The 16,488-nt window shown below is 59.6% G+C and carries 14 protein-coding genes and 1 tRNA gene; 8 read left to right on the top strand and 7 right to left on the bottom strand.

All coding sequences use genetic code 11. From position 1 onward, the window contains the following. The first annotated feature begins 105 nt into the window (after nucleotides 1-105). The gene (locus MLC70_RS13315; protein WP_248184525.1) at nucleotides 106-444 is read left to right on the top strand and encodes a substrate-binding periplasmic protein; all 339 of its coding nucleotides are present in this window, start codon (nucleotides 106-108) and stop codon (nucleotides 442-444) included. Between the two features lie 8 nt (nucleotides 445-452). Here the strand turns inward: MLC70_RS13315 and MLC70_RS13310 are convergent, their stop codons facing one another. Together MLC70_RS13310 and MLC70_RS13305 are read right to left on the bottom strand one after the other, a co-directional pair. Further along, nucleotides 453-2,939 (bottom strand): ABC transporter permease, encoded by a 2,487-nt coding sequence (locus MLC70_RS13310; protein WP_248184523.1) that lies wholly within the window; start codon nucleotides 2,937-2,939, stop codon nucleotides 453-455. Next, nucleotides 2,939-3,631 carry an ABC transporter ATP-binding protein gene (locus MLC70_RS13305; RefSeq protein WP_248184534.1) on the bottom strand — a complete coding sequence of 231 codons (693 nt, stop codon included), beginning with the start codon at nucleotides 3,629-3,631 and terminating at the stop codon, nucleotides 2,939-2,941. Before MLC70_RS13305 ends, MLC70_RS13310 begins: the two co-directional genes overlap by 1 nt. Before the next feature lie 84 nt (nucleotides 3,632-3,715). Here MLC70_RS13305 and MLC70_RS13300 point away from each other — a divergent pair, with 84 nt between their 5' ends. After that, nucleotides 3,716-4,357, top strand: a complete 642-nt coding sequence (locus MLC70_RS13300) for an arylesterase (protein ID WP_248184521.1) — start codon at nucleotides 3,716-3,718, stop codon at nucleotides 4,355-4,357. Nucleotides 4,358-4,373: 16 nt separating this feature from the next. Here the strand turns inward: MLC70_RS13300 and MLC70_RS13295 are convergent, their stop codons facing one another. After that, a complete protein-coding gene (locus MLC70_RS13295; RefSeq protein ID WP_317237870.1) occupies nucleotides 4,374-5,378 on the bottom strand; it encodes a YheT family hydrolase in 1,005 nt (334 codons plus the stop codon). Between the two features lie 70 nt (nucleotides 5,379-5,448). On the opposite strand from MLC70_RS13295, the gene MLC70_RS13290 reads away from it, so the two are divergent. After that, a tRNA-Asn gene (locus MLC70_RS13290) sits at nucleotides 5,449-5,524 on the top strand. A 56-nt stretch (nucleotides 5,525-5,580) separates the two neighbouring features. Here MLC70_RS13290 and MLC70_RS13285 read toward each other — a convergent pair. Next, entirely contained in the window at nucleotides 5,581-6,870 is a 1,290-nt protein-coding gene (locus MLC70_RS13285) for a M18 family aminopeptidase (protein ID WP_248184519.1), read from the bottom strand. Nucleotides 6,871-6,985: 115 nt separating this feature from the next. Here MLC70_RS13285 and MLC70_RS13280 point away from each other — a divergent pair, with 115 nt between their 5' ends. Both MLC70_RS13280 and MLC70_RS13275 read left to right on the top strand, forming a co-directional pair. Continuing rightward, complete coding sequence (locus MLC70_RS13280) at nucleotides 6,986-7,468, top strand: hypothetical protein (protein WP_248184515.1); 483 nt, start codon at nucleotides 6,986-6,988, stop codon at nucleotides 7,466-7,468. Nucleotides 7,469-7,554: 86 nt separating this feature from the next. Then, on the top strand, nucleotides 7,555-8,157 hold the full coding sequence (locus MLC70_RS13275) for an outer membrane beta-barrel protein (protein ID WP_248184512.1): 603 nt from the start codon (nucleotides 7,555-7,557) through the stop codon (nucleotides 8,155-8,157). Here the strand turns inward: MLC70_RS13275 and rlmKL are convergent, their stop codons facing one another. Beyond that, entirely contained in the window at nucleotides 8,158-10,332 is a 2,175-nt protein-coding gene (gene rlmKL / locus MLC70_RS13270; RefSeq protein WP_248184510.1) for a bifunctional 23S rRNA (guanine(2069)-N(7))-methyltransferase RlmK/23S rRNA (guanine(2445)-N(2))-methyltransferase RlmL, read from the bottom strand. A gap of 319 nt (nucleotides 10,333-10,651) precedes the next feature. On the opposite strand from rlmKL, the gene rmf reads away from it, so the two are divergent. Then, nucleotides 10,652-10,861 (top strand): ribosome modulation factor, encoded by a 210-nt coding sequence (rmf, locus tag MLC70_RS13265; protein WP_248184508.1) that lies wholly within the window; start codon nucleotides 10,652-10,654, stop codon nucleotides 10,859-10,861. A gap of 195 nt (nucleotides 10,862-11,056) precedes the next feature. Here the strand turns inward: rmf and MLC70_RS13260 are convergent, their stop codons facing one another. Next, on the bottom strand, nucleotides 11,057-12,079 hold the full coding sequence (locus MLC70_RS13260; RefSeq protein WP_248184507.1) for a quinone-dependent dihydroorotate dehydrogenase: 1,023 nt from the start codon (nucleotides 12,077-12,079) through the stop codon (nucleotides 11,057-11,059). 409 nt (nucleotides 12,080-12,488) lie between these two features. Between MLC70_RS13260 and MLC70_RS13255 the strand changes: the two genes are divergently transcribed. Next, the gene (locus MLC70_RS13255) at nucleotides 12,489-13,649 is read left to right on the top strand and encodes a cation diffusion facilitator family transporter (protein WP_248184506.1); all 1,161 of its coding nucleotides are present in this window, start codon (nucleotides 12,489-12,491) and stop codon (nucleotides 13,647-13,649) included. Here MLC70_RS13255 and MLC70_RS13250 read toward each other — a convergent pair. After that, nucleotides 13,646-15,145, bottom strand: a complete 1,500-nt coding sequence (locus MLC70_RS13250) for a RimK family protein (RefSeq protein ID WP_248184501.1) — start codon at nucleotides 15,143-15,145, stop codon at nucleotides 13,646-13,648. The two genes, MLC70_RS13255 and MLC70_RS13250, sit on opposite strands and share 4 nt — an antisense overlap. Nucleotides 15,146-15,374: 229 nt before the next feature. Between MLC70_RS13250 and rimI the strand changes: the two genes are divergently transcribed. Then, nucleotides 15,375-16,487, top strand: coding sequence for a ribosomal protein S18-alanine N-acetyltransferase (gene rimI, locus MLC70_RS13245; RefSeq protein WP_248184499.1), 1,113 nt, complete (start codon nucleotides 15,375-15,377; stop codon nucleotides 16,485-16,487). Nucleotide 16,488 lies beyond the last annotated feature (1 nt).

The raw sequence follows: 16,488 nt of genomic DNA, 5'->3' as shown, positions 1-16,488 counted from the left end.
CACATGGCATATAAACGAATAGATTCAATAGGTTAAACTAGAGTAACATGTTACAAGGTCGCGTAATACAATGGGAAACCGGAAGACCTGTTCAACCGGACCATCGTGACGCACCTGGGGTACTCCTATCCGAAACTGGAGCCCCATCTCGAAAACGAAAAAATCAAACGTTTTGATGTCGCTCGTGATCGGGACATGTTCACGTTTCTGCTTCACGGCAAACACTTTGACGCCGCCGTTGCCGATCGCCTCGTTGGCCAGTGGATTCTGCTCAACGACGGGCTTCAGGGGCAGTTCCGGATCTCCGAAGAGACTATTAGCAACTACCCGTTTCGCCTGATGTTGCGCAGGGATTGGACAGACTTTGCGAAGCAGTTCAATGAGGAGCTGGCGTCCGTTCGCGACAGTGGCGAACTGGACACCATCCTCGCCCGATATCGTTAAGGCAACATTCACTCAAGGCGCCGCAGCAGCAGCATCGGTGACACGCTGAGCACCGGCCGCAACTGCCAGCGGCCAAACAGGGCCAGCACAACGGCACTGAATACCGGTATCGGCAGCACCACCGTCCAGTGCCACTGAAACTGACCCTCAAACATACGGAACTGCAGCGCCCACACTGCCGCCTCCGCCGCCGCCACACCGAGAATTCCCGCAAACAGACCCAACAGCGCGAACTCCAGCATGGTGCTACGCACCAGCAGGGATTGCCGGCCGCCAAGGGTTCGGAGCAAAGCGCCCTCCCGCTGACGGTCCCGCAGGGTGGCACTGACCACTGCCGCCATCACCACCAGCGCCGCCGCCAGAATCAGCGCCAGAATGGCTTCGATGGCCTGGGTTACCTGTTTCACAATGTTCTGGATGCGCTGGATGATGTGGTCAATCTCCAGCACGGAGACCGTCGGATACCGGCGTGAAAACTCGTTCAGGGCCGATTTGTTGTCACCGGGCAGAAAGAAACTGGTGATCCAGGTAGCCGGCATCTCTTCCAGGCCGCCGCCGGGCGGAAAGGCCATGTAGAAGTTGGGCTTCATGCTGTCCCACTGCACCGTTCGGATGCTGGTGATGGGTTCCGTCACTTTTTCCGAGCCGATAGTGAACGTCAGCTGGTCGCCCAGTCTCAGCCCGAGCTTACCCGCCAGTTCAGCCTCCACCGAGACGCCGGCGGTGTCTCCGGGCGCAAACCACTCGCCCTCGACAATCTCGTTGTCATCGGGGAGCGATTCCATCCAGGTCAGGTTCAGTTCGCGGTTCAGCGCCCCTACCCCCTCGTCCTTGGTAACGGCTTCCCTGACCGGGCCACCGTTCAGCTCGGTAAACCTGCCCCGCACCATCGGGTACAGGGTATCGAGCGGCTGGCCACGTTGCTGCCAGAAGTCGTCGATTTCTTCCACCGTATCCGGTGCGATGTTGATCAGGAAATGGTTTGGCGTGTCGTCAGGCAGTTGCGCCTGCCAGTCCGCCAGCAACGAGGTCCGAACCAGAATCAGCGTGGCGGCCAGCATCAGCGTCATGGCGAACACGGCCATCTGCGACAGGCTGGCGCGGCGGTGGCGATACAGGCCCACCAGCGCCAGCCTCCAGGCATTACCGCCGCCACGGATTCTGCGCAGGCTCAGCACCATGATCCACCCCAGCAACGCCAGGGTGCCGAGTAGCAGACCAAGCCCACCCAGGAGCGCCAGAACGAGAGACACTTCGCCGGCATACATCCATACCAGGCCGAACACCGCCAGTACGGCGATGACCAGATCCGGCACGGCCTCCCGACCGGATTCCCCGGGCTGGGAGCGCAACACCCGCATGGCCGGCACGTTCCGCAACCGGCGGATAGGCGGATAGGCAAAGGCGAACAACGCCACCAGGGCGGTCAGCAACGCGGGCACCAGCGCTGCGGGATCCAGTTGGTAATCCACCGACCGCTCCAGCACATCGCTGAGCAGCTTTGACAACAACCAATACAGCGGCAAGGCAATCACCAGTCCGCCAACCGCACCGGCCACGCCCCAAAGGCCGAGGCGCTTCAGATACAGCGTGCCGATACCCCGACTACGAACGCCAAGCGTCTTGAGCAGGGCCACGGTATCGCGCTGGGACAGCGCGTACTGCCGGCTGGCCACCGCCACGGCGACCGCCGCCAGCATCACCGCCAGACTTCCGCCAAGTAGCAGAAAACTCTCAGCGCGCTGCAACGAGCGGGAGAAGGTTTCCCCGTCTCGTACGCCTTCCCATTCGTGGCTGGGCTCCAACTGCGGTTGCAGCCATTGATGGTAGGACTCTAAAGCCGCTTCCTCGCCGGCAAACAGGTAGATGTACTCGACTCGACTGCCTTCCTGGATGACGCCCGTCGCCGGCACATCGTCCACGTGCATCATTACCCGCGGCGCAAGGGCTGACAAACGAAAGCCACCGTCCGGCTCACGAACCAGCAGGCCGGACACCGTCAATTCCAGATTCCCCACTTCCAGCGTGTCACCCACCTCAATATCGAGCAATCGCAGCAGGCGCGGGTTAATCCAGACCTCGCCGGGTGCCGGCCCCTGCGACACCAGTTCTCTGGGCTGATCTTCGTCACGCTGGTACTCAATCTGTCCTCGCAGGGGGTATTCGTTGCTGACCGCCTTCAGGGCAACCAGTTGGAAACTGTCAGCTCCGGAGACCATGGTGGAAAACTCCACCATCTGGCCGGTTTCCAGCTGGCGACTCCGCGCCTCGCTCAGCCAGGCTTCAGGCACGGGTCGGCCATTTTCCGCCTCGAGCTGACGATCAGCCGCCAGAAAGGAGCTGGCTGAGGTCACCAGTGTGCGCTGCAACTGACTGGCAAACAGGGCAATGGTGGCCACCGTGGCCACCGCGATCATCAGCGCCGCCAGCACTACCCGCACATCCCGCTCCCGCCAGTCCCGGCGGATAGACATGAGTTTGTCGGAAGCAGCCATCAGGACATCGGCTCCACAGCGTTACGAATCTCGGGCTCCGTCAGCACGCCCGCCTCAATGTTGAACTGCCGGGCGCAACGGGCAGCCAGATGTTCATCGTGGGTCACCATCACCAGTGTGGTGCCCTGCTCCCGGTTCAATGCCATCAACAGGTCGGATACCGACTGCCCGGTGCGGTTGTCGAGATTGCCCGTGGGCTCATCGGCAAACAGCACCGCCGGATCAGACGCAAAGGCGCGGGCGATCGCCACCCGTTGTTGTTCACCGCCGGAGAGCTGTCGCGGCGTGTGGTTGAGACGCTCACCCAGGCCGACCCGTTCCAGTAGTTCCCGAGCTCTCCGGGCGGGGGACTCTACACCACCCAGCTCCAGGGGCAGCATCACGTTTTCCAGCGCGGTGAGCGCTGGGAGCAACTGGAAGGACTGAAACACGAAACCGACTCGCTGCGCCCGCAGTTTTGCGCGCTCGTCTTCCGACAATGTGCTGATCACGGCACCATCCAGTTCCACGGTGCCCTCGGTGGGCGTATCCAGTCCTGCCAGCAGACCCAGCAAGGTGGTTTTCCCGGATCCGGACCGGCCCACAATGGCTACGGACTCTCCACGATTGATTTCCAGACTGACCCCCTGCAAGATCGTGAGCGTATCTGTCTCCAGGCTGACAGTATGAGTCAGGTTGCTGACTTTCAGCATGGGCTGCTGCCGTCCTTTGTTCTGAACGTCGGTCTGGTTGCTCACGGAGTCTCCATCGGTTTTGCATCTGTTAACAGGTTGTCTATGGATACGGTATTTTTACGTCTGAGATCAATAGTTTTCATCGTCTTTGTGCTCGCCTTCACCTGTGCGCAGGCGAATCAGGAGCAGCCGCAGAGGACACTACTGATCGTCGGCGATAGCCTCAGCGCCGCCTACGGAGTGCAGACTGACGAGGCCTGGGTGGCGCTGTTACGGGCCCGGCTGCATTCCGAAGGACTGGCCGACTGGGAAGTGGTCAATGCCAGCATCAGCGGTGAGACCACCGACGGTGGTCTGCGGCGCCTGCCCCGCCTGCTGGAGCAGAACAATCCCGACGTAGTGGTGATTGAACTTGGCGGCAATGATGGCCTGCGGGGTTTCCCACCGGGTGTCATCGAGAAGAATCTTGCCCGCATGATTGAGCAGGTTCAGGATGCCGGAGCCCGGCCTCTGCTGGTGGGCATGCAAATTCCACCCAATTACGGCGAACGTTATACCCAGGCGTTTGCCGGTATCTTCCCGAAGCTTGCCGACCAGTACGATACCGCTCTGGTGGAATTCTTTCTGGACGGCATTTACGACCAGGAAGGCATGATGCAGGGAGACGGCATTCACCCCTCCGCCGCCGCCCAGGGACAACTGCTGGCCAATATCTGGCCACAACTGAAATCTCTGCTGAAATAACGCTTACCCGGAGCCGCTAGCCCAGTACCGACTGAATGTGGGCAATGGCGCGCCGCTCTGACCAGTAATACCCATCACGCGCGTGCTCGACAAAGCCGACGTGACCGCCCCAGCGGGGGGCATCCAGACGAACGTGCTGACCGAGCAGCGCCCTCGACTCGGGAAAGCAGCGGCGGGAGAGAAACGGGTCATCCGCTGCATTCAGCATTAGCGCCGGCACCCGGATATCCCTCAGCTTATGCAATGCTGAACATCTTGCCCAGTAGTCCTCGGCATCGCGAAACCCATGCAGTGGCGCCGTATAGCGATTGTCGAACTGATGGAAATTGCGAATATTCTCGAACCCGCTGACGTCGATCAGATCCGGAAAGCGCCGGGCTTTTTCCTGCATTTTTACATGAAGATCCCGCAGAAACCTCTGCATGTAGATTTTCCGGCTCGACTTCGCCAATTCGTCGGCACTGCCAGCCAGATCACAAGGCACCGAATAGGCAACGGCACCACAAATACGGCTGTCAACCTGCTCTGATTGCTGCCCAAGGTACAACAGCGTCAAATTGCCGCCCATGCTGAATCCCGAAAGAAACAGCGTCTGGTACTGTTGCGCCAGACCATGATTCACCACCCGCTCCAGATCCTCGGTAGCCCCGCTGTGGTAGAACCGTGGCTGAAGGTTCATCACCCCGCCGCAGGAGCGGAAATTCCACGCCAGCACGTCCCAGCCTGCGGTCATCAGCGCGCGAGTGAGGCCCAGCATATACGGCCGACGACTGTGGCCCTCAAGCCCATGGGACAAAATAGCCAGGCGCCCACTGCCCTGGCGATACCAGTCCAGATGAAGCTCATCACCGTCGCTGGTGGGGAGTACTTCGGTTTCCGGTTCCGCCATGTCCACTTTGCGAAACAACGTTGGCCACACCGACTGCACATGCCCGTTCCGCAGCCACGGTGGGGGACGATAGCGCAATGCCCGCTCGCCAATGTCTGGCGGAACCGGGTGGGATTCGGATTGATAGTACAAATTTTAACCTTTTATTTCAGAGGGTTGACCCCAACGAATAAAGCCCTTAATATTCGCGCCTGTCGACTGTTCCCCGATAGCTCAGTTGGTAGAGCAACGGACTGTTAATCCGTTTGTCCCTGGTTCGAGCCCAGGTCGGGGAGCCACTGATTCCGGAATGCCGCCGCCTCTGACGAAGCCGCGGCATTTTTCGTTTCTGGCCTCAGAACACCTGGGGCCGCTGCATGAAGTCCTGTAATACCCGGCACAACGTCAACCCGTCCTCGGTGCCGATCATTTCCCGAATCGAATGCATACCCAGTTGGGGCACTCCGATGTCCAGGGTAGTCACGCCCAGGTTTGCCGCCGTCAGCGGGCCGATGGTACTGCCACAACCCATGTCGCTGCGAACCACAAAGGTCTGATGCGGCAGGCCAAGCTCGTCACTGAGATGACGATAGACGGCAGCGGAACGGCTGTTGGTGGCGTACCGCTGGTTGTGATTGACCTTGATCACCGGGCCCCGGTTCAGCAACGGCCCGTGGTTTTCATCGTGTCGGTCCGCGTAATTCGGGTGGATGCCATGGGCATTATCGGCGGAAACCATCATCGAACGGGCAATGGCCCGGGATTTCCCCGCGCCGCACCAGCGATCGAGCAGCGCAGACAGAAAAGGCCCCTGGGCGCCCTCTGCGGACATGCTGCCCACCTCCTCGTGATCATTGCAGACCAGCAGCGCCGGCTCATCCCCGGACGTCGCCAGCAACGCCTGCAGACCGATATAGCAGCTGAGCAGGTTGTCCAATCGTGCCGAGGCAATGAATTCATCGCGCAACCCTACAAACGAGGCGCCCTGAGCATCGTAGAAGCTGAGTTCATAGCCCAGCACCTTGCGCACGCCGACGCCGCTCTCCGATACAACCTGGTGCTCCAGCAGCGACGCAAACGTGGTGGCGTCGGCATCCGGCACCTGCATCAACACCGGCGGCAGGTCCGTCTGCGCATTGATCGTGCGGTTACTGTTGGCCTCGCGGTCAAGGTGAATCGCCAGGCTGGGGATGAACGCCACCGGCTTGCGGAAGTTCACCAGGATGTCTCTGACCTCACCCGCCTCATCCAGCACCGTAACCCGGCCTGCCAGCGACAAGTCGCGATCGAACCACGGGTTGAGCAATACACCGCCGTAAACCTCGACACCTACCTGGAAAAATCCCTTGCGGCGCAACTCCGGATTCGGCTTCACCTTCAGGCAGGGGCTGTCTGTGTGCGCGCCCACCATGCGAATACCTTTCTCCACCACATCACCCTGCCCGGTTCGGAAGGCCGCAATGGATGAACCGTTGCGAATCACGTAGTAGCCTTGCCCCGGCGCCAGCGACCACTCGTCTTTCTCATCCAGTGGCGTAAATCCGGCCTCGTCAAGACGAGCCTTCATGGTCGCGACTGCGTGCCAGGGGGTGGGAGACGAATCGAGAAAATTCAGCAAACCGTGATTAAACTGCGCGTGTTCCATGATGCTCCTGATTAACTGATAATGCTGACAACAGTATGGCACGAAGCCAATATAAACGCTGCCGGGAGAAACCGGTACTTACCCTGACCCGGCACGACCAGAACGGGAGTTTACCTTGCCACTACCACGATTTCTCGACATCGAATACTGCCAGACCGACGACACCGTGTTCCCCACCGCCATGTCCTGGTCCCTTGAAGATGGCCGCCTGAAAACGGTCGTCATCGCACCGGACGACAGCTGGATTCCGGAAGACGGCGACCTGGGCGATATCGATCTGCTCTACCTCGAGGAGCAGGGCGTGCCGCTGATCGAACTGGCGCGGGAGCTTCACCAGGACCTGCCCGACCAGACGGTTTACACCGACGGCATGGACCCGGACGAGATCCTGGTGGATCTGATATTCACGGCGGTAGAGATGGAGCCCCCTTTCGAGCTGATTCCGATCACCGAACTGATCACCAACCTGGATACCGACAGCCTGGAAGATCGTCGCCGTCAGTTGCTGTTTGACGAAGGGCTGGAACCTACGCTGGCAGAAAATGGCGTATACGCCCTGCTGATGCTGGCGCGGGAAGAGGGCTTGCTGGAAGACTGAGGGAAGTGTGACGCGGGTCGACGTAACAAACCGTTACAGAAGGCAGAATCTGCCCGTATCCGCAATCGTCAGGAAAGCCCATAACAATGAACAAGGTGTTGCGACATACCCTGCCGGCAGTGCTACTGCCCATCGCCCTGCTGAGCGCAGACCTCGCCGTCTCCAGCGAGAAAGCACGGGAAGACATGCACTACGTGGGCCTGTACGCCACCGCCCTGAATCATCGCAGCATTGGTGAAACCTCCAACGAAGCGGCCTGGGGCCAGGTAGGCACCCTGGTCGTTGGTGGACACATCACGGATCTGTTTCACGCAGAAGTCCGTGCCGGCAGCGGCTACAAAGACGCCAAGACCGGCGACCTGACCCTCTCCATCGACTACTTCGCCAGCTGGTACCTTGGCCTGCACTACCCCATTACCAGCTACGCCAATGTCTTCGCCCAGGCCGGCTTCTCCCACATCAACGGCGACGCCGAACTGACCAACGTCGATGCCGACGAAAACCGCCAGTTCCGGGAAATCGACGGCGACTTCCCGGACAGCAGCTTCAGCATCAGCTGGCTGGCGGGTCTCGATTTCGAGATCATCGACAACGGCTACCTGGTATTCGAAGGCGGACGCCTGTTCAAGGATACCGGCTCGGACGTGAACACCTTCCAGTTTTCCGGCGGCATTCGCTACGAGTTCTGATCAGATCCTGTGGCGGATATGCCAGCATCGGTGAATCCGCGCATTGCGCTGGAAATCCTTGTCGAGGGTATCGCGCGACACCTCCTCGATGGCGAACTCCCGCTCCAATGCCTCATCCAGCTTGAAGCGACGGAAATTGTTGGAGAAGATCAACAGACCCTCTGACGTCAGCCGCTGCATCGCCTGCCGTACCAGCTTGCCGTGGTCCTTCTGAATATCGAGCACCCCGGCCATACGGGCAGAGTTGGAGAAAGTGGGCGGGTCCATAAAAATCAGATCGAAGCGCTGATCCGGCGTTGGTTTGGCAGCCAGCCAGGCCAGACAGTCCGCCTGCTCCACCCTGTGATGGCGGCGGTCGACCCGATTCAGCGCCAGATTGTCCTCGGCCCAGTTCACATAGGTTTTCGACATATCCAGACTCAATGAACGGCTGGCACCACCCACCGCGGCGTGCACAGTGGCCGCGCCGGTATAACAGAACAGATTCAGGAAGCGCTTACCGGAGGCGTGCTGCTGGATCCAGTGCCGCACCGGGCGGTGGTCCAGAAACAGGCCGGTATCCAGATAATCCTTGAGGTTTACCTTCAGCGCGCAGCCGTGTTCGTGCACGGTGAAGAACTCTCCGCTGGCGGCCTGTTTTTCGTATTGCGATGTACCCGTCTGACGCTGACGCTGCTTGCACACCATACGTTCACGCTCAATGCCGAGCGCGTCCGGAATCACCGCCAGCGCTTCCGCCAGGCGCTCCCGCGCAGAACGCTCGTCCACCGTCTTCGGTGCGGCGTATTCCTGCACGTGCACCCGGCCGTCATACAGATCGATGGCGAGCGCAAACTCGGGCATATCCGCATCGTACAACCGGTAGCATTCGATACCCTGCTTGCGGGCCCACTGGCCGATGGTCTTCATGTTCTTCTTCAAGCGGTTGCGCAGCATGGCCGCCCGTTCCTGATTGGCAATGCGCGGCTGCACCTCGCCGGGAATGCCCGGTTCCCGTGGTGTCATGGCGCTGGCGTCGTCAATGGAGAACAGCAGCAGCTGGGCCGGTAGTTTGGCATTGAACAGGTTGTACTGTTTATAGCTGCGCAGACCGATGGACTTGCCAAATTCAGGCGCGCCGGTGAAGACCCCCAGTCGCCAGCCCGGAACCGCCGCCTTGACCGCCTCACCCAGCGACTGGTAAAGCGCACCCAGCTCCTTGCGCTCACTCAACCGCTCGCCGTAGGGCGGATTGGTCAGCACCAGGCCCTGTGACGCCCATTCGCCGTCCAGCACCAATTCCTGAACCGATCGACACTCCACATGCACCAGCCCGTCCAGGCCGGCGCGCTGAATGTTCTTCCACGCCGTGGCGATGACCCGGCTGTCCTGGTCGTAACCGGCCAGACGGGGCACTCTGCCCTGCTTGCCCTCGTGAGCACGGCGCTCGGCTTCCTGCCGCAACTGCAGCCACAGTTCCGACTGGTGACCCAGCCAGGTCTCGAATCCGAAACGTTCGGTATTGCGGCCGGGCGCGATGTCCAGCGCCATCAGGGCCGCTTCAACCACCAGCGTGCCGGAGCCACACATGGGATCGATGAAATCACCACCGGCTTTCGCGATGTCCGGCCAGCCGGCACGCAACAACAGCGCTGCCGCCAGGTTCTCCTTGAGTGGCGCGATGCCTTTATCCGTGCGATATCCACGCATGTGCAGACTGTGACCGCTGAGGTCCAGTCCCAGCGACAGACGGCCACGATTCAGGCGTGCGGAAATGGTGACATCCGGTGTTTTCGCATCAACCGAGGGGCGCTGCCCACTGCTGGATCGCATACGATCAACGATGCCGTCCTTGACCCGCTGGGCGCCGTACTGGGTATTGCGAATGGCTTCGTTTTCGCCGAGGAAATTGACGCGGAAACTGCCGGTGGCGGGAATGTGCTGCTGCCAGTCCAGATGGACCACCCCGTCATACAGCTCATCGCCGCTGGTGGCGCTGACCTCATCAATGTGCAGGATGACCCGGTTCGCCAGCCGCGACCACAGACATGCCCGATAGCCGCTCTCCAGCGGTCCTTCTGCCCATACGCCCGCAGGCGCATTCCGCACCGGCTCCATGCCGAATGTGCGAAGTTCATCTGCCAGAAGGTATTCAACGCCCTTCGGACAGGTTACGAAAAAGACAGAATCAGACAAGTTCAACTCCCGGAAATCTCGGTTTGCGGCTAACTGCATGGAATAGTGTATTTTCTCTTGGAAAAAACACGTTCGTTATGTCACACAACTATAAGAGAAGCTTCATATAGATGAAATAATTAGTGTACATCGGCGCGAGGTTCGACTTACCTTGTAAGTGACGCGTCGTTCGGGGGAGCTCTTGTTGCTCTCCGTTAACAGGATCCTGACTGCTCTGGTCGGAACTGGCAATAGTGGATAATCCCGGAGGGAATCCGCCTGTCAGGACCATGGCAGAAGTGTACACGCTTGTTCTGTTAATCCATCAGTGAGGAACGGCATGAAAAGACAGAAAAGAGATATGTACGCTCGTGCATTCAAACGGGGTTATTTGGCCGGCGTGTCCGGCAAATCCAAAGACAGTTGCCCGTTGGAACAGGCGGAAGTCCGCCAGGAATGGTTAAGCGGGTGGCGCGAGGGCCGCACAGATCAATGGGAGGGCATGACCGGCGTGTCCGGCATCCACAAACTGGCAAACGTCACGGCGTGACAGACCATAACTCCGATCTTTAATCTGATCTTTTTACATACAATTTGACGCAGTACTCAGAGCAACCGAAACGGGTTCTCCCGACCCGTACCATGCGATGAAGCGCCACGGGGTTCATTCCCCGCACGGGCCCGCTTAGCGGGCCCATCTTCGTTCTGGCCCCCGAAAACGGGGCCTTCCCTGCTACCCCATCTGTTACTGCGGCAATTGGCGTATGGCTTCCACCGCCTCTTTGATCAATGCCGGGCCACGGTAAATGAAGCCCGTATAGACCTGCACCAGCTTTGCCCCGGCCCGGATTTTCTCTGCCGCGCTGGCGCCATCCGTAATACCGCCCACGCCAATGATCGGCAGGCCCTCTCCCAGCTCCGAATAAAGGCCGCGAATGACCCGCAGCGAAGGTTCGCGCACCGGGGCACCACTGAGCCCCCCGGCCTCGCCAGCGTTCTCGTGACCCTGAACCGCATCACGGCTGATGGTGGTGTTGGTGGCAATCACCCCATCCAGACCGGAACTGCGCAGTGCCCGCGCTACAAAGCGAATGCCTTCATCGTCCATGTCCGGCGCGATCTTGACGGCAATGGGCACGTAACGGCCATGATGCGCTGCGCAACGGGTCTGCTCGTCCTTGATCGCCTCCAGCAAGCGCATGAGCGAATCACCGAACTGCAAGTCACGCAAGCCCGGCGTATTCGGTGAGGACACGTTCACCGTGATGTAGTCGGCCCGCGAATAGACGGCCGCAATCCCCTTGCGGTAATCCGATTCGGAATCTTCGTTCGGCGTGTCTTTGTTCTTTCCCACATTGATGCCGAGAATGCCTCGGTACCGGCGCTTCTCCACCTGCGCCAGCATGTGGTCCAGGCCCTCATTATTGAAACCCATACGATTGATGATGGCCTGGTGCTCCGGCAGGCGGAACATGCGCGGTTTCGGGTTACCGGGTTGCGCCAGCGGTGTGACGGTTCCCACTTCGATGAATCCGAACCCGAGGGAGCCCAATGCGTCCAGATGATCCGCATTCTTGTCGAGCCCGGCCGCCAGGCCGACCGGGTTCGGGAATTCAAGCCCCATAACATTGACTGGCAATGCATCTATCGTCGGCGAGCATGCCTTCAGCACTCCGATACGGTTTGCCAGATCCAGTCCGGTCAGGGCAAGCGTGTGGGCCTGCTCGGGGGGCAGCCGGAACAAAAGATTGCGGATAGCACCGTACATCGAAAAAAACTCCTTGCCTTTGGGTGTGGCGGAGTATACCGGAAGTTGTCCACAGCATCCTCTAACTTACTTATTTCGCCCGTAAATGCCTGTCACGTGGACGCCTTGTAAGCTTTTCCACGGATTCTGTGGATAAACCTGTGCAAAATCGCGGGGGAACGGTTGCCATCCCTTGATAACTGCGCCAGCCTACGAATTGATCATTTTTTGATCAGTCTTTTTATTCTTTAATTTCAATTACATACAAAATTTTTGCATTACGGGCCAACGCATATAAACAGAATGTTACGAATTCACAGCTTTGTCACGATGTGCATAAATCACACAAAAGAACCATCTTTTATTTTCTGCCCGGCGCCGTCTCGATTTGCGACTATAATGGCCCACAAAACCCCGAGAGTGCTTTTCAATGACCCACCCACCGACAACACCCGTCCGCCATAGCCCGGATCTCAAGGCAGAGCTACGCGCCGCCTCAAGGGTCACCCTCATCGGGATGGTTCTCGATGCCGTGCTGGGAGTCATCAAAGTCATTGGTGGTGTATTTTTCCATTCCCAGGCGCTTCTGGTTGATGGTATCCACTCCTTCAGCGACGTCGCTTCCGACCTTGTTGTCCTCGGCGTCATGCGGGTATCGCGGCAAAAGCCGGACCAGAACCACCCGTATGGCCACCAGCGCATTGAAACCATTGGCACCATGGTACTGGGGAGCATTCTGATCGCCGTGGGCGCGGCACTGGCCTGGGACAACATACTTCGCCTGATTCAGGGGAGCGCCGACCAGGTGCCGGGCTGGCCGGTGCTGGTGGCGGCAGCCGCCTCCGTTATCGGCAAGGAGTGGATCTACCGCTACACCCGCCGGGTGGGTCAGGCTATCCGCTCTGATCTGATTATCGCCAATGCCTGGCACAGCCGCACCGATGCGTTCTCGTCGGTCATCGTACTGGTGTCCACCCTCGGCGCGATGGGCGGGTTCATCTGGGTAGACACCCTCGCCGCCGTAGTGATCGCCGGTATCATTATTCACATTGGCTGGAAGTTCACCTGGGACGCGGTCAAGGAATTGGTGGATACCGGCCTGTCACCGGAAGACACCGAGATGCTTAAAGCCATCGCCCGCGATACCGAAGGCGTGCGCAATGTGCATGAACTTCGTAGCCGCCGCATGGGGCATGATATCCTGCTGGACATTCACCTGGTGGTGCGCCCGGAGATCAGCGTATCAGAAGGGCATCAGATCGGAATGCAGGTGGTGTCGGGCATGAGAGACGCCCTGGACAACATCCGCGACATCAATTTCCACATCGACGCGGAAAACGATGAGGAGCATCCCCCCACCTCCGGACAACTCCCCACGCGAGAGGGCATTCGCAAACTTCTCGAAGCGCGTCTCGGTGAGATGCCACCTCGCACTCGCATCCGCCTGCATTACCTGCGAAACAAGATTCACGTGGAGCTTTTCTTCGAAACCCCCGATGACGCAACCGGGGTGGACGAAGCGCAAATCACCAGCCATCTGCAGGGCTACCCCTGGTTCGGTAGCCTGCGCCTGTGGTTCGGCGCCCGTTAACGGCGCCGGTTCTCCTCCATGCGGGAAAGAAATTCCTGCATGATGAGCGTGTATAACTCGCCACCGAGGAAGCGGTCTTCCACGCCGGCGTCGATGCTGGGGTTATCGTTCACCTCGATCACCGCCACCCGGTTGCCCGACTGTTTGATGTCTACCCCGTAAAGGCCGTTACCAATCAGACGCGTAGCGTTCAGGGCGGCCTGAATCACGTTCCGCGGCACTTCATAGGTAGGCATGGTTTCGAAGCCACCGCTGTCCACCTCCGCGCCGCCGTGCTGATAAATCTGCCAGTGCCCTTTCACCATGTAGTATTTGCAGGCGTAGATGGCCCGACCACCCAGCACGCCGATGCGCCAGTCGTAATCGGTGTAAAGGTATTCCTGGGCCAGCACCAAAGCCGACTGTTTGAACAACTCCTTCAGCCCCGCTTTCAGGGTTTTCTCGTCTTCCGCCTTGTTCACGCCGCGGGAGAAGGCACCGTCAGGGATCTTGATCACCACCGGAAAGCCCAGTTCGCGAACCACCTGGTCCACGGCGTCTTTCTGGTCCTTTGACAGGATCAGGGTTTTCGGTGTGGGTATCTTGTTGTTCTTCAACAGGTCCGCCAGAAAGACCTTGTTGGTGCAGCGCAGTATCGACACCGGGTCGTCAATCACCACCATGCCTTCGGCCTCGGCCTTGCGGGCAAACCGGTAGGTGTGGTGGTCGATGGCCGTGGTTTCACGAATGAACAGGCCGTCGTACTCAGGCAGGCGCATGTAGTCACGGCGACTGATCTGCTCGACGTTGATACCCAACTTGCGGCCGGCCTTCTCGAAGCGGCTCAGGGCCACTTTGTCGCTGGGGGGCATCTCCTCATCGGGATTGACCAGTACCGCCAGATCAAACCGGTAACGGCGGCGTGTGCGGGGCTTGCGCCACACCATGCTGCTGAAGCGATCGAACGCAGCGGCGAATACATCCTGCTCCTGCTCACTCAGATCCGACGGCGCCGCCGGCTTCATGGACTCGATCTGCCAGGTTTTGCGTCGCTTGAACACGATTTCCAGAATCGGACAGGGGAAACGCTCGAACAGCGCCCGCGCTACCGGTTTCAGCTCCGGGTGTTCGGCCTGACCGAAATAGGTGCGAACCCGCACCTCATGGGTAGCGTTGCGTTCGTCACTGGCCGGGTCGATTTCCGAACCGGCCGCCTCCAGCCAGGTCATCACACTGGCATCCAGCTCTTCCAGTTCCAGTGAAAACAGGCCCTTGCGGCTCAAATCGTTAAGCGTCATCACCGACGGCACCACATGGTGCCCCCGCGCTTCCGCCAGCAAGGAACAGTAATAGCCCCGGCTCAGGTATTTCGCGCTCTGACACAGGTTGATCACCCGCACCCGACTGGCAGCAGGCGCAGAGAACTGGAGGTACTGGTCAAAAGAGAGCACGTCCTCACTGGGATAATAGGGTGCCCAGTCTTTAACGCGATCCACTACAATGAGCAAACGGGACATGCAGTTCCTCCCTGAGGAAACGTCCATTGAATTGCCGGCAACGATACGCTTGCCTCCCATGTCGGCACAATCCCCTGTGGATGCGTGCTTTTACGCATGGCGGCGCACTTTGCGATTGCCCGACTCTCTACCATAATAGCCGCATACGGGAAGCCTGCGAGCCGCCCCGACCACGACGTACCCAAGGCGCTCTCCAAGCACGCTGTAAGCACTCTCAAGGCCCCCTTTTATGCCCGATGTCATTCTTCGCCAGGCCACCAGCGATGATCTGGACGCTCTGATTGAGCTGGAGAACCGCAGTTTTCGCGAGGACCGGATTTCCCGCCGCAGTTTCCGGCGGTTTCTGGAAATGCCGAGGGACCGCCTGATCGTGGCGAATCTGCACGGCGCCCTGGTCGGGTACTGTCTGGTGTTGATGAGTGCCGCCACCCGGATGGCCAGAATATATTCGGTAGCCGTGTCCCCGGACGCCCGTGGTCGCGGCGTGGGCGAGAAGCTGATTCGCGAGGCGGAAAAGGAAGCGGTGGAGGCCGACCGGATTGTCATGCGCCTGGAAGTGCGCGAAGACAACGAACCCGCCATCGCCCTGTATCGGCGGCTGGGCTATCGCCAGTTCGGCACGTATCGGGATTACTACGAGGACCACGGCAACGCGCTTCGTTTCGAGCGGCGGATTCTGTTTTATGAGCCGACGCGGGAATTTCCCAAGGTGCCCTATTACCCGCAAACCACGGAATTCTCCTGTGGCCCGGCGGCACTGATCATGGCCATGGCCACACTGGATGAACAGCAGCCGTTGACCACTCTGGAAGAGCTGAAAATCTGGCGTGAAGCCACCACCATCTTCATGCTGGCCGGCCACGGCGGCTGCGGACCCCACGGGCTTGCGCTGTCGGCCTGGCACCGGGGCTTTTACGCCAGTGCCTGGATCAGCAAGGAAGGCGCCCTGTTCAAGGACACGGTCAGAAACGACGACAAGAAGCGGGTGCTGGAACTGGTACACGAGGGGTTTCTGCACGACATTGGGCAGACCGGCATCCAGCTTCACCATGATCCTCTGACCCTGGAGGGCCTCGAGTCGGCGCTCCACGAGGGGCGTGTGCCGGTCATCCTGATCAGCACCTGGCAGTTGAACCGCAGCCGCGTGCCTCACTGGGTCACCGTGTGCGCCATGGATGACCAGTTCGTCTACCTGCACGATCCGGAAATCGATGTGGTCGCGGGGGAAACCGTGGCCGACAAGCAGTATCTGCCCATTGACCGCCGGGTGTTCGACAAGATGTCCCGCTATGGCAGAAACCAGCCGCTGCAGGCCGCGGTGATCGTCGGGCCGCGGCGCTGAC

The sequence above is a fragment of the Marinobacter goseongensis genome, from assembly GCF_023156235.1.
Lineage (GTDB): Bacteria > Pseudomonadota > Gammaproteobacteria > Pseudomonadales > Oleiphilaceae > Marinobacter > Marinobacter goseongensis.
Note: the sequence above shows the minus strand (reverse complement) of the source record. Positions and strands in the feature narration are given on the sequence as shown.